Consider the following 26,563-nt stretch of genomic DNA (forward strand, 5'->3'; position numbering starts at 1 on the left):
GGACAACAAAAACGGCCGTCACTGCGGAGAGCGCGCACGCTTCCTCATTGGGGGCTATCGGCCGTGCGCGTCGGAAAAGTCGCCCGATTTCGTTAGGGGCGGTGTTTTTTGTGTGTTCAGCAAAATCGGCCTTTTCCGGCGGTGTGCCGAACGCGGCGGAGTGTGCATCGGAACGTATCGTCGTCGGCACCCGGGAACACGAGGCAGACATGCTGCGGATCAAAACCTCGGTCGACTTGGAAAGTACGAAACTGCCGTTGCGCGAGGCGATCGACCTGGCGGCCAAGTCGGGCGCCGAGGCGGTCGTCTTTCCGCTGACGCCTCCTTTGCGCCCCGAGGAGTTCGGACGCACGGCCGTCCGCGAAGTCCGAAAAATCCTCGAAGACCGCCGCTTGCAGGTGTCGGCCGTCCGCTTTCCCACGCGGTACGGCTACGACAGCCCGATCCGCATCGAAGAACGGATCGCCGGCACGAAACTGGCGATGGAGATCGCCTATCAACTCGGCGCGGGCAAGGTCATCAATCGCCTCGGAAACATTCCGCCCGAAGACGATCCCGCCCGCGCAATACTCACCGAGGTGCTCCATGATCTCGCTCGGCATGCCGAACGTGCCGGTGCGGCGCTGTTGGGCGAGACGGGCCAAGAATCGGGCGTCGATTGGAAGCCGATTCTCGACGAGTTGCCCGAAGGAGCGATCGGGCTCGATCTGAACACGGCGCACCTGGCCGTCCATGGACACGATCCCGCCGAAACGGTCCGCGAGGTGGGACATCGCATCTTTCATGTTCACCTGACCGACGCATCGGGCACGCGCGGATTAGGAGCCAAACGTCAAGTTCCTTTGGGGCAGGGCGACCTCGATCCGGCGGAAGTGCTCGGGCTTCTCGAAGAGCACGATTATCGCGGCTACTTCGCCGTTCAAACGGTGACCTCGCAAGTCGAGGGGGAATTGCGCGAGGCGGTCGCGTATCTGAAGCGGTTTTGATGTTGCATTGTGGTCAATGCAAACTGCGACTGCGATGTACCGGGGCGCGCTGCGCGTGGACAACGACGTGGCGGCGTTTTTCCGGAATCTGCGATTGGCGGCGAACTTCGTGCGTCGCCGGCTCGCCCACTTTGGTAGGAGTTGCGCGAATACTGCGTATGCGTGTTCTTTTTGGCTTGTTGTTCGTTCCTCAACGTGCCGGACTCCATTCTCGGAGCCGCAAGGAACCAAAAACCAACAAAATAATGTGACACCTTTTCTCGGCGTGCCATGAAAAGAATACAGGATCAAAATATTTGATTTCGCGCACCGAGGAGGTGTATACTGAGCATACGGTGAGGTTGGGCATCCCCTTAAGAGAGCCTTCTCGTTCGCCGCGGAGGCGATCCTGCCGATCGCGTTCCTAACGAGATCCCCTTTCGGTCGACGCGTCGATTCGTCGCCGGTTGTTCTTTTTTCTTGTTATCGGAGGTTTCGTCCATGCGCATCCGTTCACTGTCCCCCCGACGCGAAGGCGGCTTCACGCTCGTCGAGTTGTTGGTCGTCATCGCCATCATCGGCATCTTGATTGCCTTGCTGTTGCCCGCCGTGCAAGCGGCCCGCGAGGCGGCTCGTCGATCCCAATGCACGAACAATCTGAAGCAGATCGGCATTGGGTTACACAACTACCACGATACTTTGGGCGTGTTCCCGCCCGGTGGTCTGTGGTACACGAACAACGTCAGTGCCGCGAACTTCGCGAAGAATCGCGGCTCGATGTTGTTGCACCTGTTGCCTTACGTCGAGCAAAACCAAACCTACCAGCAGTTCAAACCGATCGACGCGTATGCGTTCCAACAGTTCACGACGCCGGTCAGCGGCCAACCGCCGTACATCGCCGGGACGATCATCTCGGTGTACCGATGTCCCAGCGACGCGGCTCCCGACCGCAATGACGAGAACGTCGGTCCCGTACCGAAAGACAATTTGGCCTTGTTCAGCTACGCAGCTTCGAAGGGGCCGACGCTTACCGGCGATAACCCCGCCGGGAGGTGCCCCGAGCGTGCCGCGTGGGCCACGTATGCCTTGAGTACCAGCGACAAGAAGCCCGCGGGTCCGTTCACCCGCCGCGGACGTGACTATTGCGCCCGCATGGCCGATATTCTCGACGGAACGTCGAACACGATCTTCGTCGGCGAGATTCGCGGTGACTCGGCGAAGACTGTCCAGCGTGGATGGGCCCATGCCAGTAACGGCCAAGGAATGATCAGTACGATCTATCCGATCAATTACGACACCAGTTTCAAAGATCAGTCGCAGGGGCCCTGCCACTGGTATGCGAACTGGAGCACCGAGTTCAGCTTCAAGTCGCAGCACCCCGGTGGTGCGAACTTCCTGTTCGGCGACGGATCGGTGCACTTCCTGCCCGAGACGATCGACCACTGGACGTTCCAGTATCTCGGCGGAAAAGACGACGGCCACACGGCCAAGATTCCGTAACGCTCGGGGAAACTCCACCTCCGAAAGGCCGAAGCCGGACCGCACAGGGCTTCCGGCTTCGGCGACGTTCGGGATCCCGTGCGGGCGTGTCTTTGGTGCGTGAATACGTGCCGAATCGGGATGTCTCGCGTGTAGACGCAAGTTTTTTTCGACGCGAAAGAAAGGTACATACGACGATGATTCATCGTGTGGCAAGTTTCACTTTGGTGTTGGCGGCGGTCGGAGGACTTTCCTTGACCGGATGCGGCAAGAAAGGACCTCAGCTCACGCCGCTGGAAGGTGTCGTCACGCTCGACGGACAGCCGTTAGAAGGGGCGACCGTACTGTTTGAGCCGCAGGAAGGCGGAAGGCCCGCGACCGGCGTGACCGATGCGCAGGGCCGTTTCGTCCTGCAGACCTACGAACCCGGCGACGGCGTCCAGGTGGGGATGTGCGCCGTGGCTGTCACGAAAGAAAAAGAAAACCCCAATGCCCCGCCGGTGGAAGAGGGCGAAATCGTGCCCATCGAGTACGAAACGCCTCCTCTCTACGCCAGCCCGAAAACGTCCGGGATTACGATCAACGTGCAGCCGGGCATGGAACCGGTGACGATCGAGTTGAAGTCGTCCGGTCCGCAGTCATGATCTTTGAAACGGTCGTCGATTCTCATTCGACGGCATGAAACGAGCAAACGCCCGCACGTACACGCGACGCGCGGGCGTTCTTATTTGGCATCGGCATCGAGATTACGCAGCAGGAAACGGCAATCCGCGGCAGCGATTCACCGTCTCGTACAGGGCCAACAGGTTTTCGACGGGTGTTTGGGCCTGAATGTTGTGCACCGAATTGAAGACGAATCCGCCGCCGGGCGAAAAGACCGCGATGCGTTCTTCGACTTCGCGTTTCACATCGTCGGGCGTGCCGAAAGGAAGCGTTTTTTGCGTGTCGACGCCGCCGCCCCAGAAGGTGATGCGGTCCCCGTACTTGGCCTTGAGCGTTTGCGGATCCATCCCCGCCGCCGAACACTGCACCGGGTTGAGCACGTCGAACCCCGCCTCGATGAAGTCGTCGATGAAGGCGACCACCGATCCGCACGAGTGGATGAACGTCTTCCATGGCGTGTTCTCGTGGACCCAATCGTTGACCGCCCGGTGAAACGGCTTGTACAGCTCGCGGTAGGCCTTGGGGCTGATGAACGGGCCGTCCTGCGTGCCGAAGTCGGTCCCGGTGACGAACACGACCGACACCCGATCGCCCACCGCCTCGTAGATTCGCTTGAGATTTTCGATGCCGATCTCACATTGTCGGCGAAAGACCTCGCGGACGTAGTCGATCCGCGTGACGGTGCTCATGTACCACTCGGCCACGTCGCGAATGCCTTTGGGGTGCTTCAAGAAGGGAGCCGGCACCAAGGCGATGTCGCCGAAGGCCGTTCCGCCGAAGTTCGCGGCGATCGCCTTGTCGGTCTCGCGGTACAACCGATCGGCCTCGGTCGCCAGGTATTGCAACTCGTCGTCGTCGATCGGCCCGAATTCTTCGAGGTTGTCTTTCGGATCGAGCTTGTCGTCGTCGATCGGCTCTTGGCGCACGATCGTGTCGAAATAGAAGCCGTCCTTGGGCATTCGTCCCGAAGGCGGCGCCGAACGATCGCCCTCGGGATACATCAACAGGTCGCCGTTGGGTTCGGGTTCGGTGTTGAAGTCGCCGGGGACCAACAGGGGCGTGCCGTCCCAAAAGGTCCACGGTTTCCAATCTTTGTTTTCGAAGCCGAACATGTTTTTGCGTCGTCCCAGCGGAACGACGTCGACCCCCAAAGCATCGATCAATTTTTCGTCGATCTCGCCGAGCATCTGGTACGGTTCGACGACCTTCACCGGCGTTCCCGGCGGATCGAGCTTGAGTGCCTGGCGTAACTTGTAGACGCTGGTCACATGCATGCCCGTGACGGGCGTGCCGCCGAGGTCGAGCGGTAGAATGTCCGGTTCTTCGTGGCGAATCGCCTGTTCGACACGTTGACGCGACGTCGAGGCCATAACAGAAGTCCCCCTCCGATGTTTGAACGTCCAGGCCTCGGTCCGTGACTCGGCAGAACGGCGTCACCCGTTGTCGGTCGCCTTCGCCTTGCGGCGGACGATTCTGCGTCGTTTGGGCTTCGGCTCAACCGCATCCAGTCGCCGCCCTTCAGCGGTTTTCGGGACGCTGGTCAGCGGATTTTCCGATCCCTCGAGGGGATCGCCCGGACGAATCGCATCCAGGCGTTCCTGCATCAGTCGGACGTAATTCTCCGAAATGTCGAACGCCAGGTACCGCCGCTTCAGCTTCTTGGCGACTGCGGGCGTCGTCCCGCTGCCGCCGAACGGATCGAGGACCAATTCATTCTCGCGACTGCACGCCTTGATGATGCGGCCCAAGAGCTGCTCGGGCATTTGACAGCCGTGCCTGCCCGTCCGCTCTTTGAACGTGCCGCATACCCGCGGAAAGTACCACACGTCTTCTTCGGGACCGAATCCGTCGACGACGTCTTGCGGCCGCAAAATCCACGTGTTGTCGGGCAATCGGCCTGTCGGATTCGCACGCGAATCGCCGTAGACCAGTTGCCGAGCCGAGGGTACGCGGATCTCATCCGGCAAGAACGTATAGCGTTTCGGATGCTTGACGAAGTAAAACAAATGCGTGTGGGAACGCGCGAAGTTCTTCTTGCAGTGCACGCCGAAGGTGTAATACCAAATGACCCAGCTTCGACACACCATCCGGTGTTCCCGCTGAATCATCACCTTCAAATCAGCGGCGTATTCGTCGCCGATCGCCAGCCAGAACGTACCGTCGGACTTGAGGACGCGACAGATTTCGCCGGTCCATTCGCGGCACCAATCGAGGTACTCTTCGTCGTCGCGCTGGTCGGGGTACACGTCGTATTTGTAGCCGATGTTGAAGGGGGGATCGGCAAACACCAGATCGACGACGCCGTCCTCCAGGCGACGCATCCCTTCGATGCAATCCATGCAGTAGACGGCGTTTTCTTTCAGCGCCATGCAGTCGCTCCGGCCGATGTTGTCGGCTGCTCGAAGATTCACGCTCCTGTTTCGGCGGTGCAATCCGAGACTCCCGAAACCCGACCATGCGGTCGGGCGGGGGACACCATCTGACAGCATACCCGAAAGCGTGCCTTCGCGCAAGCTGTCGGTACGGCATTTCCGGCATGAAAACACCGGGAGAGGCGTCCCCAACGCGCCGACGAGTCGGAGGAGGTATTCGGCTCACGTCGGAACTCATTCGACCAGCGGATCGCCGACTAAGGGCCAACCGTTCTCCGTCCAGCGCATCGGTCGCACCTGAAGAATGCGGTGTCGGTCCAGATGCCGCACGTCGTAGGTGTGGTGGATCATCCACCATCCTTCGCGCGTGTGCACGATGCCGTTATGACCGGGGCCTTTCCATCGCCGGTCGCCCTGCAACACGACTGTTCCGCCGCCGTCGAGCATCCGGCGGCCCGCGGCATCGACGTAGGGGCCGAGCACGTTTTTCGACCGGCCCACGACGACCTTGTAATCGCTGTTCGCACCGTCGCAGCAGCGATCCCACGAGGCGAACAAGTAGTAGTATTCGCCGCGGCGAATCACGTAGGCGCCTTCGATGGCGTGCGTCGGATGGTTTGGCCGCGACGCCACGGGCACGAGCGGCGCATCGGCTTTCGGCTTGCCCGAAGTCCGATCGAGTTCGATCGCCTTCAACCCCGACCAGAACGAACCGAAGAACAAATACCACCGACCGTCGTCGGCGACGACCAGGTTCGGATCGATCGCGTTGTAGTCGCACTTGCCGGGGAGCGATTCGATTACTTTCCCGCGGTCGATCCAGCGATAGTCGGGATCGTTTGGATCGATCGCCTTGTTGACGGCCAGCCCGATCACCGAGCGTTGACTGCCGAAGGTCGAAACAGAGTAGTACAGGTAATACAGACCGTCATGAAAACTGAGATCGGGCGCCCAGATTCCCGTACTGCCGGGCACTTCGCGGGCGGCCCAGGAAGGAACCGCCTTGGGGAAGACGCGCCCCACCGGCTCCCACGACCTCAAGTCGGTCGAGTGCAAGATCGGAATCCCGCGACCGGTGACGACCGCGTAATAGTCGTACTTCGTTCCTTCGGGCGTTTCCCGCGAGATCGCCACCGCCGTCGGGTCGGGCCCGCCGATCAGCACGCCGCCCGGCGACTCGGCAACGACGGGCGTGAATCCGGCAAACACTACCCACAAGATTCCCGGTGTGCACAGATGCAACACGCAGCGCAAGTGCATTCGACCATCCCCCACAACTTGTTTGCGAAAACCGCCGATGGGACAACCTCTGCCCACGGTATGATCGTCGCCCTATTCTGATTCGACGCCGAAAGGGCCGCAACCGGGCGAAACGCAGGTCGCGAACGCGGAGCGATCGATCGCCCAGATCGAACGAGCGGCGAGGCGGCAACTTTGCTTTGTCGGTGCGTCCGGGGCGATTCAGAAGCCCGCAGGATGAACATCAACGATCGTGAGGCGAAGCCGCAGCCGCCTCGAGGGGCGGTTTGGGCAACGCAAACACGGCCGTTCCGCCCTTCCAACCGGCAAACGGTCCCGGCGGTTCGTCGCCTGCGAACGGCTTTCCGAGCATGTCGACCGTCACGCGAGGATCGCGAGGAACAGCAACGCGGGCGGCTTCGTCGGGCAACGTCAGCGTCAACTGCCAGGTTTTACGATCCACAAGACATCGGCTCGACGCCGTGACGCTGTGCGCATCGAAACCGGTCAGGCGCCGCCATTGGTCGATCGTCAGGCGATAACCGTCGGCAGCTTGTCCGGGATTCGCAAACGGAATCGGATCGTCGCCCCGACCGCGTATTGTCGCTTCGATTCGTTCGAGCAGCTCGGGCAACTTCTGCCCCGCATCGCCGCACCAGGCCGTCAACGCGAACCGGACGTCCGACGGTCTTCCGGGGTAAACGTTCGCGTCGAAGCGATTGTGGTGCGCGGTCGGAGGGTGATCGGCGGGAAGGCAGACGGCCGTCAAGTCGCCCACCAACAAATTGCCCGCGGCCTCGATGTACGCCGCCCCGCCTTTGCGATTGGTAATCTTGCGGAAATAGAATCCGTAGCCGCTTCCGGCGATCAAATTCCGCACACAACGGACGCCGTCGGCATCGTGGCCGTAGATGCCGACCGACCAGGGACGTGTGGGGATCGTCTGTGATTCGTCCGGCTTGCCGCCGGGGTTGAAACGCGGCGGTCCGTTCAAGAACACGTTGCAATCGACCAGGCACGCCGTCTCGGGCGTGTTGTCGTCCATTTCGAGGAACAAGCCGCGTCCACGATTGTTGACGAAGATATTACGAGACACGCGGCAATTGCGCCAGGTGTTGTCGAGCCACACGCCCATACAGCGGTTGTCGACGAACCAGTTCTCTTCGATGCGCAGTCCGAAGGCCTGATGCGTCTTGATGCCGCCGGTTTCGTAGGCGGTGTTTTGCAGTCGATTGTTGTCGAAAAAGAGGTTTCGGCGGATGACGACGTCGCGGTGACCGCATCCCATCGCACCGACGGCTCCGTTTGCGCAGATGATGTTGTTCTCGATGCGGTGGAAGCCGGACTGTTCGCGGTCGGGTTCGGCTTGTGCGGGCCGTTCGTTGTCGTAGACGGAGTGCGATCGGCCGCCGCTGACGCCGAAGGTGAGTCCGACCGACTTCGCGTAGCGGATGATGTTGTCGGCGATGACCCAATGATGCCCGCCGCGCGTGCCGACCATTCCGCTTTGCGCATTCGAAGCCTTTTGCCAGAACTGGGCCGGAAATTGGTTTCCGCAGTGCTCGAACACGAAGCCGCGGACCTCGATGTATCCTAGCCCTTTTTTCAACGGTCGAAACACGCCGCGGCGAGTCGTGAGTTCGATCAAGTGCGCCGCAGGAGTGTCGCCTTGCAGATGGATCCAAATGCGGTTCGTCTCGGCATCGTATCGCCACGAGGCGGGCGCTGCGACAAGCTCGTCGTGCGACGATGTTTCCCGCAGCGGGCGGCCGTCGACAAACACCTGACCGAGCGTCCAGTCGACTTTTTTGAATGGATAGGGGGGACGGTTGTTTCGCTGTTGGTCCCAATCGTACGAAATACGATACGGATTGCCGCCGTCGACGTAGCCGGTGTCGGTGAACATCGTCGGATCGACTTCCGCCGAGAACAGCCCGCCTTGTTCGTTGCGCCATGCGGGTGTCCACTCGTCGGATCCCTTGACGATCGCGCCGTGGCGGACTTCGCTGCGATAGACGATCGGCTTGCCCGGTTCCCCGCCGCGTGGCGGCATCACCCGTTCACGATACACGCCGGGCAACACGTGGATCGTGTCGCCGGGCATGGCGACTTCGGCGGCCGCCTGGATGGTTGCGAACGGTTTTCCGCGTGAGCCGTCACCCTCGGCGGTCGTGTTCGCGTCGACCCACCAATCAGCGGCCGAGACCGCTCCGCACAGGAGGAACGCCCAGGCGACAAATGGTCCGATCGCACGGAAGACGACCAGCGGCGTTCGGCAACACCGCTGTTGCAGGAAGGCGGCAAACGTGTCGAAACGATGAGCGTGTTTCATCGATTGCATGGTCGAACTTTCATTGGCTCGGTAGGAAGGGACGATGGAGGACGTTCGAAGGCGAGATCACTCCGAGAGGGCGTCGGCGACCGTCTCCCAGGCGGATGTCTCGCGTCGTCCGCACTCGGCGGGCGACATTTCCGGGGGGACCAGCGGATCGACATCGCGACACGATGCCAGCAAATCGGAAAGCAACTGCCGGTATTCGTTTCGCTGAAGGCGGGCAAGCTCGTGATGCACGCGCAGGGCCAGCAGGTGATTCGTGAACATCCGACGGTGCGACACGACGAACTCGACCGCCGGAAGCATCGCCAACGCCAGTTCCGTACGACGATGCGGCTTCGCGGCGAACTTGCCGAGCATGTCGCGCAAAGAACGCCGGTTCGTATGCACCGCGATGCGCAGGGCACGATACGTTTCGTCGTCTTCCAGCGGATGCGGCGTCAGCCGGGTGAATACCTTATGCTGGAGGCAGGCGTTCAGCCGCGGGCGGTCTTCTTCGGCTCGGTGCTTCAGCCGCTTGAGCCGGTGCTTCTTGGCCTCGGAAAGCGGACCGTCGGCCAGGTCGGTGAACACGTCGTAGCCCAAGGAACCGTCGACGTATTCCGGGTCGTACATTGCCCGCAATGTCGAAGCCGTGACCAGTTGCGGCCACACGAATCGGTCGACGATACGGAACATCTCGGTGTCGTTGTCGCCGAAAATGCGCCAAAGAAGGCGCCGTCGGTGGTACAACACGGCGGGCTTGGCTTGGGGGCCGAAGTCGGCGATCCAGGCCTCCTCTTCTTCTCCCGGCCAAAGGATTGCTTGGGCGTTGAAGGCATCGGTGTGAAATTGCCGGTTCAGGCATTCGACCGACTCGCCGATTCGCATTTCGACGGCCCGGCACAGCATGGCGAACCAAAACCGGCCGAAGAGCGTCAACGGCAGATCCGCCAACGAGGTCGTTCCGCGATAACCGGCGGCATTGCGCACCTTGACCAACGTTGAAGCTGCCGCGAACTGCTCCATCAACTTGCGGTCGCTGGGGTCGAAGTACGCGCCGTTGTACCAATCTTCCAGGTAGCGCAGGTCCAACCCCAGATAATAACGCTGCCGCGGCTCGGGCTGATCGCGATCGAGCGCGAACCGCGCACGCCGCAAGAATTGGTCACGGCCGGTTGATTCGTCGGTGGGACCGTCCGGTTCGGTGTCGTAGATCTCGGGGGGGCATTCTTCCGGATGCGGGCGGATGCGGCAAACGTGCGTTCCCAACTGCCATTCAAACCGGTAAACGCGTTTCCACAACGATTCGAGATGGCGTTCGCGTCGCCACTTGCGGTAGTTCTCCATCAAGTCGAGGTCGGCGGCCTGGGCGACCGTGACCAGCCGCGACTGAATGAGACTGGGAATTATCTTCAGCAGGAGGCCGAGGGTGATCGTCGTACCGCCCACGCACAGCGGCAACAGCAACGCCACCTTCGCCGGATACGTCTCGACGCCGGGCAGGAGATTTCCCAGGTAACCTACCAACGCCACCGTGGCCGAGGCCACCGTGTACCGCAAGCTGCGCTTGTACAAGAAATTGCCGACCACATACAGCGCATCCATCACGCTGAAGAGTCGGCAAATCTGTTTGGCCCACGCGACGATCACCAGCTACGGCTCCCGGTATCGAGAAGACGGTCCGCCGCCCCGGAAAGACGATTCTCGGCGCACTGTACGACCGACGCCGAATGCGCGCGACGACGCCCCCTTTCAACGATCCATGATTTCCGGGATGACGGCGTTCGGGAACCTCGCCGGACGCGACGCGCCCGGCGAATGCCCCGCTTTATTGTTACACGTCACAAATGCGGACGCACTTTTCCAGTGAAGCCAACGGATCCGGACCGGTCGGGATGAACTCCTGACCCACGTAGCCGGTGTAGCCGGTTTCGACGATCGCCCGCATCACCGCGGGATAATAGATCTCTTGCGTTTCGTCGATCTCGTGACGCCCCGGATTGCCGCCGGTGTGGTAGTGTTTGAGGTACTGGGCGTTTTCCTTGATCGTGCGAATCAAGTCGCCTTCCATGATCTGCATGTGATAGATGTCGTACAACAGGCCGAAGCGTTCCGAGCCGATCATCTTGCACAGCTCGACGCCCCAGGCCGTGTGATCGCATTGATAATCTTTGTGGTTGACCTTGCTGTTGAGCAGCTCCATCACCAGGTTGACTTTGTGCTTTTCGCACAGGCCGATAATCTTCTTGATCCCTTCGGCGCAATTCTTCAGGCCTTCTTCGTCGCTGATGCCGTTGCGGTTGCCCGAGAAGCAAATCACGCTGGGGATGCCGTGTTTCGCCGCCGCCGGGATCAGCTCTTCGTAGGCCTTGATCAAGCGTTCATGCTCGGCCGGATTGTTGAATCCCTTGGTCAGTCCGGTTCCCGACTGAGCGATGGCGCAGGTCAGTCCGTATTCTTTCAGCACGGGCCATTCGTTGGGGCCCAACAGTTCGATCGACTTCAAGCCGATTCGCTTGGCCGCTTGGCACAGGTCTTCCAACGAAATCTTGCCGTAACACCAGCGGCAGACCGAATGATTGATGTTTCCCTTCAGCGGCTCGGCACCGAAGGCAGGCGTGCGACCGCCGCGGACGAACGCCGCGACTGCGGCACCCGAAGCCAGCATCGTTCCCAAAACGCCGCGACGCGAAAAGCGAGTCTTCATGAGTTCATCTCCGATGTGTAGTGAGGAATGTGCGGGACTGGATCGACTGGGAAGGGTGGGAAACGCTTCTTTTCTATGGTAGTCGCGTTGGCGAGTGAAGGAAAGCAAAGCCCGGCTTCTGCGGGTGCCCAACCGCTTGCAGAATTCGGAATTGGCATCCCGATCAAGAGGTGATTATCGTAAGGCGATACGAATCCGACTCGGACGAATTGCGTTCGAGCAACGTCTTGCACGAATAGGCACATAGGAACGGGGAGAGGACATCCATGACGTTCGTATCGATTGGCTTGCGGCAAACGTGCATGCGGCTGGTTTGTATTGCCGCAGTCGTACTGGCGGCGAGCTGGGTGCTTTGCGGAAATTCAACCGTCTTGTTTGGCGAGGAATCCCCTCGGCTGATTCCCGCCGACGAAGGCACCGTGCCGATCCGCTTCGATTGGGAACGGTTCGACGAATCGGTGCTCGACTTGTCGCCATACCTCCAAGCGCCCGCGGGCAAGGAAGGCTTCGTCCGCGTCGAAGGCTCGCACCTGGTGACGGCTTCGGGCAAGCGGCTGCGTCTGTGGGGTACGAACGTATGCGGGAGCGACTGCTTTCCCGATCACGACCAAGCCGAACGAATCGCCCGCGACTTCGCGCGGCTGGGTTTCAACATCGTGCGTTTCCATCATCTCGATTCGACTTGGGGCCGGAGCATCTTTCCGGCGGACAGCGACACCACCCGCACGCTCGACGAAGAAAACCTCGAACGGCTCGACTACTTCGTCTACCAACTGAAACAACGCGGGATTTACACGAACTTGAACCTGAACGTGTTGCGCCGGTATCGGCCGGGCGACGGCGTCCGCGACTACGAGTATTTGGGGATCGGCAAATCGGCGACGTATTTCAATCCGCGGCTGATCGAATTACAGCACGAGTATGCGCGCCGGCTCTTGACGCACCGCAATCGGTACACGGGCAACGAGTACCGGCATGAACCGGCGGTTGCCGTCGTCGAAATGGTCAACGAGAACTCGGTCCTCGAAGGGTGGGTGAATTGGCGCTTGGTCGGCAAAAACGAAGAAAGCCCGAGTACGTGGTCGCCGATCCCTGTTTCGTATGCCGCGGAACTGACCGAGCTGTACAACCGGTGGTTGAAGGAAAACGTCGCGCCCGACGTCTTGACTCGAATTCGCAACGAGTGCGGTACGGCCGAGGGGGAACTGATTCCGCGGTTGCGGCCCGACCAGTTCGGGCAGGCTTCGGCCTTGCGGTTCGGAACCGAAGCCCGTTTTTACATGGATGTCGAACGCCGTTTTTTCGAGGGGATGCGCCGCCTGCTGCGGGACGAATTGGGTGTCCGCTCGCTGCTGGTGGGAACAGCCGATCACAACGATCGCTACGCCGCCTATGCCCATATCGCGTCGAATATGGTGTTCGATTACATCGACGGGCACGGTTACTGGCAGCATCCGTCGTTGGGCGAGAAAACCCGCATTCAAAATACGCCGATGGTGAACGATCCGCTCGATTCGACGGTGGTGCAGTTCGCCCGCTCGCCGGTGGAAGGATTGCCGTTCACGATCTCGGAAACGAATCATCCCTTTCCCCACGAGTATGCCTGCGAAGGTTTTCCCATCTTGACGGTCTACGCGCTGTTTCACGATTGGGACGGCATCTATTGGTTTTCGTGGAGCCGGGGCCGGTACAACGATCCCGCGGCCGGCATTCGGAATCGGGGATGGTTCGACTTCAGCGTCGATCCGATGAAGGTCGTGAACACCGCGGTGTGCGGCCTGATTTGGCACCGCAAGGATGTGGCTCCCTCGCGGAAGACGGTCGTCCGTCGTTACGACGAGCAGACGATCGTCGAAGCCCTGCGGATGGACCGCAACGAGAGCCCGTTCTTCACGCCCGGCTTCCCCCGCAGCGCGGGCCTGGTCCACGCAACCCGATTTGCGCTCGACGGCCGACCGAGTGATCCGTTTCCGCAGGCGGCGCCCGAGAGCGAGATCGTCTCGGATACGGGCGAACTACGATGGCTCGACGCGGATAAGAACCGCGGGGTTGTTACCGTCGATTCGCCCCGCACGCAAGCGGTCGTCGGATATGTAGGAGGAACCCCCCATCGCACGACGTGCCTGGCGCCGCAGGTCGAAACCGAGTTTGCCGCGATCGTCCTGACCAGTCTGGACGATTCGGCGATCACGCAGGCCACTCGGTTGTTGTTGGTTACGACCGCCAAGACGTGCAACACGGGCCAAAAGTGGGAAGCCGATCGAAAGACGCTCGCCGAGTGGGGACGAGCCCCGATTCGAACCGTCCCGGTCACCGGCCGGATTCGCCTGGAGGGCATCGACGCCGCAGGCGTTCGAGCGGTTCCCCTGACCACGGTCGGCGCGCCCACCGACCGATCCATTCCGCTTGCTCGATCCGGCGACGGCTGGGAACTCGAACTGGAAGACTCCGGTACGTTGTGGTACGTGCTCGAAGTGAGCCGCTAGGCGCCGTTGCGGTTCTCGCCGACACCACACTCAGATTGCGGTAGTCCCCCGCCCGGATTATTCTGGACAAGTTAGGCAAAACAGGGCATCCTTGGCGAGAGCAGCATGTTTTCGGACCTGTTCGGTGATCCGCACCGGCGTCATTTCTTGTTGACGGTGTTGGTCGGCGCGGGCTTGGCCGCGTATGTGACCGGTTCGGTCCGCGCGCTGATGGGCTTCGACCTGGCGCTGATTCTTGCCCTCGTCGGGGGGTATCCCATTTTTGCGACGGCGGTCGGTTCCCTCTTTCGGAGGAAGATCACCGCCGATCTGGCCGTGGCCCTGGCGGCCTTGGCGGCGCTTTGGATCGGACAGTACGACGTCGCCGCCGAAGTCATCTTCATCATGCTCATCGGCGAGAGTCTCGAGCACTACGCCGTGGGTAGGACGCGGGCGGGAATCGCTTCGCTGTTGGCGTTGCGGCCCGAGACCGCACGTGTGCGGCGCGACGATGTGGTGATGGTCATTCCGGCCAAGGAAATCCAAGCCGGAGATGTCGTTCTCTTGCGGCCGGGCGACAAGATTCCCGTCGACGGTCGCGTTCTTACCGGGAATTCCGCCGTCGATCAAAGCACGATCACCGGCGAACATTTGCCCGTCGACAAGGCACCCGGTGACGAAGTGTTCGCCGGGACGATCAATCTCAACGGTTCGTTGGTAGTGGCCGTCGAGCGATTGGGGCACGAAACGACGCTCGAAAAGATCATTCATCTGGTCGAACACGCCGAAGAAGCGAAGGCACCCGCCCAGCGATTGGCCGATCGTTACGCCTCGTGGTTCGTGCCCATCGTGCTCATTGCAGCCGCCGCAGCGTACCTGATCACGCGGGACGTGAGCCGCTCGGTCACAATCTTGGTAGTTGCCTGTCCGTGCGCACTGGTGCTCGCAACGCCGACCGCCGTGGCCGCGACGCTCGGCGGCCTGGTTCGCAAGGGCGTGCTCGCCAAGGGCGGCGCCGTCCTCGAGACGCTCGGCCGTGTGCAGGCGGTCGTTTTCGACAAGACGGGCACCTTGACGCAAGCCAAACTCCGATTGGCCGAAGTAGCGGCCTTCGACGGCGTCGAGAAGTCGGACGTGTTGGCAACGGCGGCGGCCGTCGAGTCGCATTCCGAGCATCCGATTGCGCAGGTCATCGTCGAGGCGGCCGAGAACCTCTCGGTTCCGCCGGTCGAAGCATTCGAGGCCCTGCCCGGTTTGGGCGCCAAAGGCGTCGTCGACGGCAAGCTCGTGTGGGTGGGGAATCGACGACTCGTCGAACAATGCGGCGCCGCATGGAGCGAAGACGTTTCGCAAACCGCACAACGGCTGGCCGGCGAGGGAGGGTCGGTGGTGTACGTGGTCCAAGAGGATCGCGTCATCGGTCTGATCGCCGTGGCCGACACGTTGCGTCCCGAGGCCCCGACCGCCGTCGCGAGGCTTCGTCGCTACGGGGTCGAACGGATCGCGATGCTCACCGGCGACACCCGCCCTGCTGCGGCGATGGTCGCCTCGCGTTTGGGGATCGACGACGTGCGGGCCGAGCTGTTGCCCGCCGAAAAGGTCGAGGCGATCCGCGACATCCGGCGCAACTATCAACCCGTGGCGATGGTGGGCGACGGGATCAACGACGCGCCGTCGCTGGCGGCGGCCGACGTCGGAATCGCTCCGGCCGAGATGGGCGCCGACGTCACCATCGAAGCGGCCGACTTGATCCTCGTCGGCGACGATCTCCGCAAGCTGGCCGAGGCCGTCCGCCGTAGCCGCTTGATGCTCAAGGTTATTTGGCAGAACATCATCGCCTTTGCCTTGCTGTTCAACATTGCCGCGGTGCTGGCCGCCGCGATGGGCTGGATCAGCCCGGTGGCCGGGGCGATCATCCACCAGGTCAGTTCGCTGACGGTCGTCCTCAATTCACTGCGATTGTTGGTCGACGGTCACGAGATCAAGCATCGGTGGAAGCACTTTCGCGAAGACGTGCGACGGCGCCGCCCCTTGTGGGCCGGAGGGACCGTTGCAATCGCGTTACTCGCGTACGCCGCCTCGGGCGTATACGTCGTCGGCCCCAACGAGACGGCGATCGTTCGGGTGTTCGGAAGGTACGTCGGCGAGCCGGTCGGGCCGGGCTTGCACGTCACATGGCCGTATCCGTTGGGCAAGGTGGATCGCGTGCGGACCGCGTTGACGCGCCGCGTGCCGATCGGTTTTCGCGTGCAGGAAGGCTTGGCCGCCGAACCGCCTTCCTACGAATGGAACGTGCAGCATCGCGGCGGGCAATACACCCGCGTGCCCGAAGAAGCCGAGTTGTGGGCGGGCGATCAGAACCTCGTCGACATCAACGTGATCGTCCAGTACCAAGTGGTCGATCCGGCGACCGCGTTGTTTTCGGCCGGAGGAAGTGACGACACACGACGCCGCCTTGCGACCGATTTGCGAAACGTATGGTCGGCCTTGCTCGGATGGGTGCGCCGTCCGCCTGTCGAACCGAAGCCTGCGGCGCCGGTCCCAACCGACGCCGCACAAACCGCGACGGCTTCGGAGCCAGTCCCGCCGCAGGTGCTGCCCGATGTGACGAAAGAAAACCGCTGGGATCGTCTCGTGCGTGCCGCCTGCGAGGCGTGTTTGCGGGAAGAAATGGCCCGCCGCGAAAGCGACGCCGTACTGGCCTCGGATCGTCACGAGTTGGAAGACATGATCGCCGCCGCGGCACAGGCAAAACTCGATGCGTGGAAGACCGGCTTGAAGATCGAATCGGTGTGTCTGGGCGACATTCATCCGCCGCTGGAGGTCGTGTCGGCGTTCCGCGACGTAGCCGCTGCCATGGAAGAAAAAGAAGCGGCCATCAGCGAGGCGCTGGCCTACCAGGCCGAAAAGGATCGGCAAAGTCGGGCCGAAGCCGCCGCAACGAAAGCCCGCGGAGAGGCGGAAAAGACACAAGCGATCAGCGTCGCTCAGGGCGAAGCGGCACGTCTCGGGGCCTTGGCCGAGGCCTATCGAATCGATCCGCAAGCCGCCGAATTCCGGCACCGGATCGAGACCCAAGAATCGATTCTGTCGGGCAGGCGGAAGTGGATTCTCGATGCCGGCACCGGTTCGCGCCGCGTGTGGTGGTGGCCCGGTGCAACAGGGCTGTTGCCGCAACCGAGCCCCGTCGAACCGGAACTCCCACCGGACGCCTACAATCCGTGACGATACCCGATTACCGCTACCAACGTCGAATCGTGATAGTCGAGAACGTCCCATGAAACGGGTGTGGATCTTGTTGCTGTTTGGGATCTTCATCGTCGCCGGCGTGCGCAGCGTCGTCTTCGTCGACGAAACCCAATACGTGATCGTGACGCAGTTCGGCAAGCCGGTGGCGGTCCTCGACGATCCGGGATTGCACGTCAAGCCGCCCTATCAATCGGCGTTGCGGATCGACAAGCGGCTGCAAATCTACGATCCGCGGCCTTCCGAATTCCTGACCGTCGAAAAAAAGAACCTCGACCTGGACCTGTTCGTGTGCTGGAAAGTCGCCGATCCGATGGCGTTCTTGAATACGGTGGGAGACGTTTCCGGAGCCGAAGCGAGACTGCACGACATCGTCTTTGCCGCGATGGCCGCCGAGATCGGGCGCACCCCGCTCGACGAGCTGGTAACCGATCAGCCCGAATCACACCGACTGGCCGAGCATGTCGAACGCGTGGCGGAGGCCTGCCGCAAGCAAGCCTCGGAAAGCTACGGCATCGCGCTGGTCGACGTGGAAATCAAGCGGATCGGGTTGCCCGCCCAAGTGCGGGAAAGCGTCTTCCAGCGGATGCGGGCGGAACGTGCCCGCCTTGCTCGCCAGTATCGCGCCGAAGGCGAACAACAGTCGACGCAAATTCGCGCCGAGGCCGACAAGAACGCCCAGATCTTGATCGCCCAGGCCGAAGCCGAGGCCGCCAAGCTCCGCGGCGAAGGCGAGGCCGAGGCCGCTCGACTGTACGCCGAAGCGTACGCCAAGGATCCGCAGTTCTTCGAATTTCTGCGAACGCTCGAAGCGTATCGCAAGATCCTCGACGAAAAGACGACCGTTTTCCTGCGCGGCGATTCGCCGCTGTTTCGATACTTGAACGGCACGCTGGAATCGAGCGACCAGGAGGCCGTTTCGGCAGAGCCGGTATCGAACGAAACGGCCCACTGAGTTGCAAAGAGTTGAACAGCGCGTTGAACGCCATGTAGAAACGGAATACCGACCGTGCACCGGACGTATCATCCCGAACCCGTTCGACCGAAAAAGCCTTTCCCGTGGGCGGCGCTGGTGTTTTGGGGCGCGGTCGTCTACGCGGCAACGGGCGTATACACCGTCTCTCCCAACGAGCGGGCGGTGGTGCGCCGATTCGGTCGCGTGTTGTCCGAGATCCGGCAGCCCGGTTTGCATTTCGGTTTGCCCTGGGGACTGGATCGCGTCGATCGGGTGCGCGTTTCGGAGCAAAAGCGGGTGACGGTGGGCGGTTCGATCGTCGATCGCGACTTGGGGCGGCCCACCGATCAGCAGGCTGCCGAGTATCTGACCGGTGATCGAAACCTCGTCCAGATCACCGCGGTGGTCCAGTATCGGGTTGCCGATCCGAAGGCTTATTTGTACCATGCGGCCGATGTTCCCAAGATCGTCGCCGATGCCGCCTCGGCCGCCTTGGCCCGCGCGGTCAGCGGGAAGACCGTCGATGCCGTTCTGACCACCGAACGGCCGGTCGTCCAACAGTTCGTTCGCGACCGGGCCATGCAGGAGCTTCGCAGTTACGACCTGGGCGTCGAGATCACCGGCGTGACCTTGGAGCGGGCCGCCCCGCCTCGCGAGGTCCAAGAGGCATTTCGCGACGTCACCGCCGCACTGGAGGACAAGCAGCGACTCGTCCGCGAGGCCGAGGGCTACGCGGCAAGCCTGAAGCCGCAAACCGAAGGCCGCATCGAACAGATTTTGGCCGAGGCGACCGGCTACCGCGAAAGCGTCCTCGCCAAGGCCCACGGCGATGTCGAGCGGTTCGAATCGCTGCGAAACGAATTGGCCTTGGGGCGGGAACGCATCGAACGGCGTCTGCTGCTGCAAACCCTGGAAGAAGTCGTACCGCGCATGCAAAAAGTGATGCTTGACGACAAGGTCGCCGACCGAATGGAACTCAACGTGTTCGAGGCCCGACCGTGAAACGCCGGGGATGGCAAATCGCACTGGTTGCCGCATTGATCGTGTTGGCGGTCGTGCTTCAGCGTCGAAACCGGTTGCCCGACTCGCCCGAGCGGGCCGTCACCGCCTTTTTCGACGCCGCCGAGGCCGGGGACGATTCCGCTTACCTGCGGTTGACCGACGGCGAACTGAAGAATCGGCTCGAAGCGACACGGCGCGAGCAAGGGGCGGATGCTTTCCGGCGCGCTTTGAAGCAAACGGCACAGGGGCTCAAGGCCCTGAACATGATCCGTGCGCCCGAATCGTCGGAAGAACGTGTCGTTCTCGATGTGGACCTGGTCTACGAAGATCGCAGCGAGCGCCAGCGTTTTACGCTCGAAAAACGAAGCGGCGGCTGGATCATTACGGCCCTCGAATCCGCCGAATACTACCAGCCTGAGATTCCTTACGGTACGCCCGTGTTCGAGGTACCCTTGCCCCAGCGCAACGGCGCCGATGCCGCCGAAGGAGCCGACGGAAGAACGTCCGCCGGCAAGTGAAAAGACGCGCCGCACACTACGGCAACAATCGCAGAAGATGCGGCGTAAAAACGATCAAGCCGACGACGGCCGCGCCGCACGAGGCACACAGAACCGCAGCGCTGGCGACATCCAGGGCCGTGCGGATATGGTCGTCGTACTCTTCGGTGATGGCCGGGGCCAGCCACTCCAAGGCGCTGTTGAACAACTCGGCGGCAAACACGCCGACGATCGCGGTCGCCAGCAAACACCATTCGATCGGCGACACGCGCAACACCAAGCCGCAAATCACCACGATCGCGGCAACGACGAAATGCACGAGAAAACTACTCTGCCCTGCAATCCCGTACCACAAGCCGCGGAACGCATCCCCAAACTTGCGACTCCATGTTCGGACGGGTTTGATCGGCGGTTTTCGCATGACGGCAGTTCGTTGATTCGGTAGGCGGAAAGGGGGCGGTGGATGCACGGCGCGGCCTTCGCCCCTTCCGTCAATGGTAGCACATGCTGCATGCGCGCACACGCAGCCCCGCAGGTCGACGGTTTGCCGGGAAGTGCGCCGTATCCGGTCAGGCTCGGCTTCGAATGGGCGCCTCAGCGCCGAGAGAAGGGCCACCAGCCCTTGCCCGAACGGTCGTTCGATGTCGACGCGGGCTTGGTCGGAGTGCTGAAGCTTGGCCTGATGGCGATGTCGGGTTGTTCATCCGACGGTAGGGCGTCCTGTTCGACGTCGTCGGCGGCAGGGGCCTCTTCACTCGCCCCTGCGGCTTCGACCGGTTCGGTGTCCGACGCTTCGCCGGTGACGACCGGTGACGTCGGTTCGCTCGAAACCTCGTACGGCGGGTTGTCCCATGCCGCGGCCAAGGCGGAAAAGTCGGGCAGTGCACCGTCCGGCGGTGCGATACCCGGCGGTTCGGTGTCCGCTTCGTCCGTTGTTTCGGGCGATGCTTCCGGTTTTTCCACTTCGGTGTCGTCGGCGGCGTCGGGCGAAATCTGCACGTCGGAATCGCTCTCGCCGGGTTCCGGGGCGATCGACGGCGCCGAAACGTCGTCCGGCCCGTCGCCTTGTTTCGCTTCGCCGTCCACCGAGAATTCCTGTTCATTCTGCGGTGCAACGGCCGGCAATTCGGGCGGGGACGTCGCCGGTTCCGCTTCGCCGGGCGATTCGGCGTTCTCTTCCAAGGCGGCAGTCGCGGCCGGTTGCGGTTCGGTTTCCAAGTCGTAATGTCGCTCGCGCGAATGTGACGAGGCGACACCCGAGCCCACGACCATGTCGGAAAGCTGCTCCTCAGAGAGCGGCCCGACATGACATTTGTCGGTCGATTCGGAGGACGGCTTGGGCTCGTAGTCGACTTCGAAGGTCATGGGCCCGATCGTGAGGAGATCGCCGGGGCGGACGATTTCATCGTGGATTTGACGATCGCCGAGGAACGTACCGTTCAGGGCGCCCAGGTCGCGCACCCGCACCAAACCGCCCTCTTCACGCAATTCACAGTGCCTCCGGCTGATCATCGGATGCACGATCGTCAAGTCGGCCTCGCGGCTGCGGCCGATGACGGCCGGCAACAAGAGTTGCACCGACTTTTTGTCGGTCTTGCCTCGAACGACGGTAAGACGAATGCGCATGGTCAACGGAATCGCGTGGCAGCGAGGCGAATCTGGCAGGTACGGTAGGCCATAACAATCCGGCGGGGCGCCGATCGGGGGAGCATCTGTCGGGTGATTACGGCAACGGTACAATGCAGGGCGACCCACGCCGACACGAGGGATACGGTAGTCGGCGAGACCACACTCCCGAAACGGCAGGTTTCAATCGGAGTGAGGATTGACATTGCATGCAACATGCAATTGCCCTCACGTTCGGCCCCCCCCTGACTACCATAAAAAATTCTAATTCCCCCCTTGCCTCTCCGCAAGCAATAACCATCGAATTGCCAAGCGCTTCGGGCAAACGGACACAGCCGAAACGCCGGATTCAGCCCGTTTGTCCTGTGTTCAACACAAGCTGCGTATATTACACATACCCCCCATCTTCTCGCTGCGTTCGTTACCGAGCCTTCCCTCTTTGCGGCGTTGCCGTTTTCGATTGGTTCGCGAGCGGGGACGATCTCACCCAAGCCGGGTTAACGCGGCCGGATTCTTTTGGTAGTCTGCGGAAGGTCGGCGGAAGGATTTCGCGTGGATTTGGATCGGCACCGGCCGCGCGATGGCCCGTTGGGCCCTGCCGGACCGAGGGCTGACGGTACCTCGCTTTTCGTTCACAAGGCGTGAGTTTTCTCCTTCATTCTCGTCGCACGGAGCCGACACATGGATCAACGCCGCGTTTGGATGCTCTTGATCTTCAGCGTTGCCGTCGGCGTTCCCTATGCCGGGTCGGGAGTCGAATTTCGTGTCGAACACGAAATCTATGTGGGATCGAAACAAACTCCCTCCACCCGCAGCGTCACCCTCTTTCAGGGCGATTTGGTCTACGACTTTCTCGAATCGCCGCAAGAAATCATGGTATTCGACCTGAAGGCCGAACGTGTCGTGCTGCTGAATCCTGTCCGGCGCGAGATGACCGAGTTGGAATTCGACACGGTCGACAAACTGACCGCCGAGATGGTCACCTGGGCATCGAAGCAGGACGATCCTTACTTGAGATTCTTGGCCGATCCGACATTCGAGGTCGAAACCGAAAACGACGGGGCCACCTGGATTTTCGACACACCTTGGCTTACGTACACATTCGACACGGTCGAAGCCGAATCGAAAGAAATGCTTGCCCGCTACTGGACCTTCAGCGATCTGTCGGCGAAGGTGAATCCGTTGTTGACGCCGGGTAGTCGTCCGCCGCTTTTACGCTTGGAAATCAACAAGAAGCTGCGGTCGGCGAAACGGTTGCCCGTCTCGGTGCGATTGCGACAAAAGCCGAAGAACCTGCTCGATTTTCTCCCCAAACGGCCCAAGACGGTCTTTGCCGAACACCGATTCGCCGACGCGCTTTCGGTGGCCGACAAAGAACGCATTCGGCAAGTCGAAGAGTATCGTCGCATCTTCCGGTCGATACCGTTCAACGAATACCTGCAATCGCTTTAGCGGCGGTAACGGGCCGCGCAAAGGGGAATTGTCTGCGAAACCGGCAATATCGGTAGTCTTGCCCGGTCGGCGCGGCCTACAATGGATATATGAGCCGGTGACGATCGCTGCGATCTGGGCGGTACAGACCGCGTTGCCTTCCGCGGCGATTCGTCGAACTCTTTCAAATGGTGAGCCATGGCGTCGATACTTGGTGATGCGCGCGTTCGAACCGCCCTCGTGCGATTGATTGTGGTGTGCGCACTCGGTGGGCTTTGCGGCCCGGTGCAGGCGGTCGATGTTCCGGGAAGCCGGATAGCGCAGGCTGCCGAGGCATCTGAGGATGCGGCCGAATGGGTTCACCGGTTGGGCGATCCCGATTATTACGTCCGCGAAGAGGCGCAGCGTCGGTTGATGGAAATGGGGATCGCCGTCCGCCCCTTGCTGCGTCAAGCGCTGCAAAGCGACGATCTCGAGATCGCGACGCGGGCGGAATACATCCTTCAACGGCTCAAAATCGAATGGGTGAAACCGACCGATCCGCCCGAAGTGCAGCGCCTGATGGCGGCATACGGTCAAACGGAGTTGGCACGTCGATTGGAGATCATTTCGCAACTGGGCGAGCTGGGCGATTACCGCGGCCTGGCGGCGCTCGCACGGATCGCCTACTGTGAAACCGACGAAGGGGCTGCCTTCACCGCGGCTTACGAGTTGCTGTACCGGCGACCGGCGGGGCGTCGTGAGTTGGCGGCCTATTTGACGGCCCTAGGCGAGCTGCCCGATTTCCAGGCCGATTTGCCCGCGGCGGCGGTCGCTGCTTTTCAGCGGCTGCACACCGACGCCGACGGTATCGCCTTTGCCGAGGAAGTGCTCGATCGGTTCCGGCGGAACGAGGGCGGCCTTACCGGCGACGGAGTTCGCATCGATGTGTTGCTACTGTACGAAACGGCCGAGCAATTGCGCAAGGCCGGACGCAACGACGATGCCGAACGCTATGTCCGCGAAGCTCGGTCGCGGATGGGGACGATCGACAGCGAGTCTCTCGAAGCCCACCTCACGGCCGGTTACAAGTTGCGCGAGCGCGGCCTGATCGATTGGGCGGCGGGTGAATTCGAAATCCTGTGCAATTCCGACGAACTATTGGCCGGGCGATTCGGGTGTTCGGCACTGGCCGAAATGCGGCACGACCAAGGACTCGACGAAGAGGCCGCCAAGACGGTCGACGCCTACTTCGCCAAGTTCGGGGATACCGTGGAAAACCTGCAATTCGGCCGGGACGAACTGTTCCGCGAATTGCAGGCACGCGGCGAATACTTCCGAGCATGCAAGTATGCCGCCGAAGGCGACGCCGAAAAACAACTCGCGTCCTTACGGCGAGCGTTGGAAATCTATCCCTTCGAGATCGACACGTTGATCGCCTTCTATCGGTTTAGCGAGGATCGCCCCGACCTACGGAAAGAGATCGTCGACAAGATCGCCGCCGCCGTCGATCGCTATCGCGACGAGATCGAGTCGAACCCCAAGTCGCCGACCAATTACAACCAACTGGCTTGGTTGTTGGCGAACACCGAAGATCCCTTCGGGGAAGCGGTGCGTTTGGCCGAGACGGCGGTCGAACTCGAACCGAATACCTCGGCGTATCACGATACGCTGGGTCGCGCGTATTTCCGTCAGGGATTGCTCTCGAAGGCGATTCAATCGCAGGCTCGAGCCTTGGAGTTGGAACCCCACTCGGGACTGCTCCGAAAACAGTTCCGTGAGTTCGTAGAAACCTGGCAGAAGCGGTTTTCGGGACGGCCCTTGCCGCTCGATCTCGAAACGCTTTCGCCCGAAGTCGCCGAGTTCTTGCAATCGATCGATGCCGCGGCCGGCGAGGTTGCGGACGACTCGAGTTCATGAGCCGCGGGCTTGTCGGGCCGTTTGCGGCCGACGGCGGTTTGCTATAATGATCGGTTCGTCCGACGCGAATGCTTGCGTGCGGGCGACGGCGAGAAGCCGTGAACCGGACCACTCAGGAACCGAGCGATAACCGACGGAAAGAACAGAAATGGCCGTACCGCGAGAATACGTCGATCGTGCCCGGGAGCTTCGCGAGCAAATCGTCGAACTGCGGGACTCCCTTTGACTACGCCCGCAAACGTGAACGGGCCGATGAAATCGAACAGGCGATGAGCAGCCCCGACTTCTGGAACGACCAGGAGAAAAGCCAGGAACTCGTCGGTGAATTGAAAGGGCTGAAGGCGATTCTCAAGCCGCTCGACGAAGCCCTCGGATTGCTCGAAGAAGTCGATACCATGCTCGAGCTGGCCGAGGAAGACGAGTCGTTTGCCGCCGAGGTTCCCGAAACGCTCGACAAACTCGAAACGTTGCGGGAGCAGCTCGAAGTCAAGGCCCTGCTCAACGGTCCCCATGATGCGAACAACGCGATCATTGCGATCAACGCCCGCGACGGTGGAACCGACGCCAACGACTGGGCCGAAATGCTCTTGCGGATGTACATCAACTGGGCCGAAAAGAACGACTACGAAGTCGAGTTGCTGGACCGGCAAGACAACGAAGAGGCGGGAATCCAAAGCGCGACGATCGCCGTCCGCGGACCGATGGCGTACGGTTACCTGAAAGGGGAGACGGGCATCCACCGCCTCGTGCGAATCAGCCCGTTCAACGCCGAAGGCAAACGCCAGACCAGTTTTGCCGCGGTCGACGTATCGCCGGAGATCAACAATCAGGTCGAAATCGAAATTCGCGACGAAGACATCCGCGAAGACGTTTTCCGCGCCGGTGGGGCGGGCGGTCAGCACGTGAACAAGACCTCCAGCGCCATCCGGCTCACGCACCTGCCGACCGGCATCGTCGTGCAGTGCCAAAACGAACGGAGCCAGCACCAAAACCGGGCTACCGCGATGAAGATGCTTCGCGCGCGGCTGGCTCGGCTGGAAGAAGAAAAACGCGAGGCCGAAGAGGCCGCGAAGTACAAAATGCAGCCGAAGGTCGGCTTCGGCTCGCAAATTCGTAGCTACTTTTTGCACCCCGAGCAACGTGTGAAAGACACGCGAACGGGGCACTTGGTTTCCAATTTTCATGCCGTGATGGACGGCGAAATCGACGGTTTTCTCGAATCGTACCTGCGGTGGCGCGTGCAGAACGCCCCTGCGAGCTGACCTCCGTTGCGGAACGAGCGGGAAGTCGCCGGCACGGCTCGAATCTCGAAAGCGGGATTCTTCGGGCAACGCCGAACGACAGCGAGGATTCTCGATGCACGAATCACGCTGGGAGCAACTGCAAAGCGAATACGTCGGCCGGGAAGTGGTCGTCGATGCCGATCCGGCACGCTTCGGCCGATTTGCCGGAAAGAAGGGGCGCGTGGTGGCCGTCAACCGCAACGGCCGCGTACTCGTCCGTTTCGAAGGTACCGCCGACGCCGGCTGGCACGACTTCGACCTCGACTACGTAAAGGTGTACGAACCGCCGCGCCCGCCGGTCGATGCGGGACCGGTCGGTGCCGAGAGCGACGGTACGGAAGGTCTTCGCCCCTCGACGTTGGAATTGGCCCGCCGCGAGCGCGACGCGGCCAGAGCAAAGGAATCCTCCTGACGTCG

The 26,563-nt window shown here is 61.5% G+C and carries 20 protein-coding genes; 12 read left to right on the forward strand and 8 right to left on the reverse strand.

Translation table 11 applies throughout. The features are described from left to right. Nucleotides 1–209 precede the first annotated feature (209 nt). The 3 genes from ACYQ2I_RS17055 to ACYQ2I_RS17065 all read left to right on the forward strand — a co-directional run bounded on the left by ACYQ2I_RS17055 (nucleotide 210) and on the right by ACYQ2I_RS17065 (nucleotide 3,088). Nucleotides 210–986: a sugar phosphate isomerase/epimerase family protein gene (locus ACYQ2I_RS17055; protein ID WP_460168237.1), complete on the forward strand. Its 777-nt coding sequence runs from the start codon at nucleotides 210–212 to the stop codon at nucleotides 984–986. Between the two features lie 480 nt (nucleotides 987–1,466). After that, nucleotides 1,467–2,465: a DUF1559 family PulG-like putative transporter gene (locus tag ACYQ2I_RS17060; RefSeq protein WP_460168238.1), complete on the forward strand. Its 999-nt coding sequence runs from the start codon at nucleotides 1,467–1,469 to the stop codon at nucleotides 2,463–2,465. A 176-nt stretch (nucleotides 2,466–2,641) separates the two neighbouring features. Next, complete coding sequence (locus ACYQ2I_RS17065) at nucleotides 2,642–3,088, forward strand: transthyretin-like family protein (protein WP_460168239.1); 447 nt, start codon at nucleotides 2,642–2,644, stop codon at nucleotides 3,086–3,088. A 102-nt stretch (nucleotides 3,089–3,190) separates the two neighbouring features. On the opposite strand, the gene ACYQ2I_RS17070 is transcribed toward ACYQ2I_RS17065, so the two are convergent. The 6 genes from ACYQ2I_RS17070 to ACYQ2I_RS17095 form a co-directional block, all read right to left on the reverse strand. Beyond that, the gene (locus ACYQ2I_RS17070; protein WP_460168240.1) at nucleotides 3,191–4,477 is read right to left on the reverse strand and encodes a uroporphyrinogen decarboxylase family protein; all 1,287 of its coding nucleotides are present in this window, start codon (nucleotides 4,475–4,477) and stop codon (nucleotides 3,191–3,193) included. A 63-nt stretch (nucleotides 4,478–4,540) separates the two neighbouring features. Next, nucleotides 4,541–5,518 carry a DNA-methyltransferase gene (locus ACYQ2I_RS17075; RefSeq protein WP_460168241.1) on the reverse strand — a complete coding sequence of 326 codons (978 nt, stop codon included), beginning with the start codon at nucleotides 5,516–5,518 and terminating at the stop codon, nucleotides 4,541–4,543. A gap of 195 nt (nucleotides 5,519–5,713) precedes the next feature. Beyond that, nucleotides 5,714–6,739: an arabinan endo-1,5-alpha-L-arabinosidase gene (locus ACYQ2I_RS17080; RefSeq protein ID WP_460168242.1), complete on the reverse strand. Its 1,026-nt coding sequence runs from the start codon at nucleotides 6,737–6,739 to the stop codon at nucleotides 5,714–5,716. Between the two features lie 223 nt (nucleotides 6,740–6,962). After that, nucleotides 6,963–9,059, reverse strand: a complete 2,097-nt coding sequence (locus ACYQ2I_RS17085) for a right-handed parallel beta-helix repeat-containing protein (protein WP_460168243.1) — start codon at nucleotides 9,057–9,059, stop codon at nucleotides 6,963–6,965. A 57-nt stretch (nucleotides 9,060–9,116) separates the two neighbouring features. Further along, the gene (locus ACYQ2I_RS17090) at nucleotides 9,117–10,685 is read right to left on the reverse strand and encodes a hypothetical protein (RefSeq protein WP_460168244.1); all 1,569 of its coding nucleotides are present in this window, start codon (nucleotides 10,683–10,685) and stop codon (nucleotides 9,117–9,119) included. 184 nt (nucleotides 10,686–10,869) lie between these two features. Then, nucleotides 10,870–11,742, reverse strand: a complete 873-nt coding sequence (locus tag ACYQ2I_RS17095; RefSeq protein WP_460168245.1) for a hydroxypyruvate isomerase family protein — start codon at nucleotides 11,740–11,742, stop codon at nucleotides 10,870–10,872. Between the two features lie 266 nt (nucleotides 11,743–12,008). On the opposite strand from ACYQ2I_RS17095, the gene ACYQ2I_RS17100 reads away from it, so the two are divergent. The 5 genes from ACYQ2I_RS17100 to ACYQ2I_RS17120 all read left to right on the forward strand — a co-directional run bounded on the left by ACYQ2I_RS17100 (nucleotide 12,009) and on the right by ACYQ2I_RS17120 (nucleotide 19,928). Then, complete coding sequence (locus ACYQ2I_RS17100) at nucleotides 12,009–14,228, forward strand: glycoside hydrolase family 5 protein (RefSeq protein ID WP_460168246.1); 2,220 nt, start codon at nucleotides 12,009–12,011, stop codon at nucleotides 14,226–14,228. A 105-nt stretch (nucleotides 14,229–14,333) separates the two neighbouring features. Further along, nucleotides 14,334–17,432: a cation-translocating P-type ATPase family protein gene (locus ACYQ2I_RS17105; protein ID WP_460168247.1), complete on the forward strand. Its 3,099-nt coding sequence runs from the start codon at nucleotides 14,334–14,336 to the stop codon at nucleotides 17,430–17,432. 52 nt (nucleotides 17,433–17,484) lie between these two features. Continuing rightward, nucleotides 17,485–18,408: a protease modulator HflC gene (gene hflC / locus ACYQ2I_RS17110; protein ID WP_460168248.1), complete on the forward strand. Its 924-nt coding sequence runs from the start codon at nucleotides 17,485–17,487 to the stop codon at nucleotides 18,406–18,408. A 54-nt stretch (nucleotides 18,409–18,462) separates the two neighbouring features. After that, on the forward strand, nucleotides 18,463–19,410 hold the full coding sequence (gene hflK / locus ACYQ2I_RS17115; RefSeq protein ID WP_460168249.1) for an FtsH protease activity modulator HflK: 948 nt from the start codon (nucleotides 18,463–18,465) through the stop codon (nucleotides 19,408–19,410). Next, nucleotides 19,407–19,928 carry a hypothetical protein gene (locus tag ACYQ2I_RS17120; RefSeq protein ID WP_460168250.1) on the forward strand — a complete coding sequence of 174 codons (522 nt, stop codon included), beginning with the start codon at nucleotides 19,407–19,409 and terminating at the stop codon, nucleotides 19,926–19,928. The genes hflK and ACYQ2I_RS17120 overlap by 4 nt, the downstream gene beginning before the upstream one ends. Nucleotides 19,929–19,944: 16 nt before the next feature. Here the strand turns inward: ACYQ2I_RS17120 and ACYQ2I_RS17125 are convergent, their stop codons facing one another. Continuing rightward, nucleotides 19,945–20,328 carry a diacylglycerol kinase family protein gene (locus ACYQ2I_RS17125; RefSeq protein WP_460168251.1) on the reverse strand — a complete coding sequence of 128 codons (384 nt, stop codon included), beginning with the start codon at nucleotides 20,326–20,328 and terminating at the stop codon, nucleotides 19,945–19,947. A gap of 173 nt (nucleotides 20,329–20,501) precedes the next feature. Continuing rightward, a complete protein-coding gene (locus ACYQ2I_RS17130; RefSeq protein WP_460168252.1) occupies nucleotides 20,502–21,533 on the reverse strand; it encodes an FHA domain-containing protein in 1,032 nt (343 codons plus the stop codon). A 681-nt stretch (nucleotides 21,534–22,214) separates the two neighbouring features. Here ACYQ2I_RS17130 and ACYQ2I_RS17135 point away from each other — a divergent pair. From ACYQ2I_RS17135 to ACYQ2I_RS17150, 4 genes are all read left to right on the forward strand, one after another. After that, nucleotides 22,215–22,985 carry a hypothetical protein gene (locus tag ACYQ2I_RS17135; protein WP_460168253.1) on the forward strand — a complete coding sequence of 257 codons (771 nt, stop codon included), beginning with the start codon at nucleotides 22,215–22,217 and terminating at the stop codon, nucleotides 22,983–22,985. A 177-nt stretch (nucleotides 22,986–23,162) separates the two neighbouring features. Next, a complete protein-coding gene (locus ACYQ2I_RS17140; RefSeq protein WP_460168254.1) occupies nucleotides 23,163–24,863 on the forward strand; it encodes a tetratricopeptide repeat protein in 1,701 nt (566 codons plus the stop codon). Between the two features lie 148 nt (nucleotides 24,864–25,011). Continuing rightward, nucleotides 25,012–26,125 (forward strand): peptide chain release factor 2 gene (gene prfB / locus ACYQ2I_RS17145; protein WP_460168255.1). Its coding sequence is split into 2 segments (ribosomal slippage): nucleotides 25,012–25,086 and nucleotides 25,088–26,125, totalling 1,113 coding nucleotides; the frame shifts between segments, so codons are not numbered across the junction. Between the two features lie 94 nt (nucleotides 26,126–26,219). Next, on the forward strand, nucleotides 26,220–26,558 hold the full coding sequence (locus ACYQ2I_RS17150) for a hypothetical protein (protein ID WP_460168256.1): 339 nt from the start codon (nucleotides 26,220–26,222) through the stop codon (nucleotides 26,556–26,558). Nucleotides 26,559–26,563 lie beyond the last annotated feature (5 nt).

The organism is Thermostilla marina (assembly GCF_054657455.1).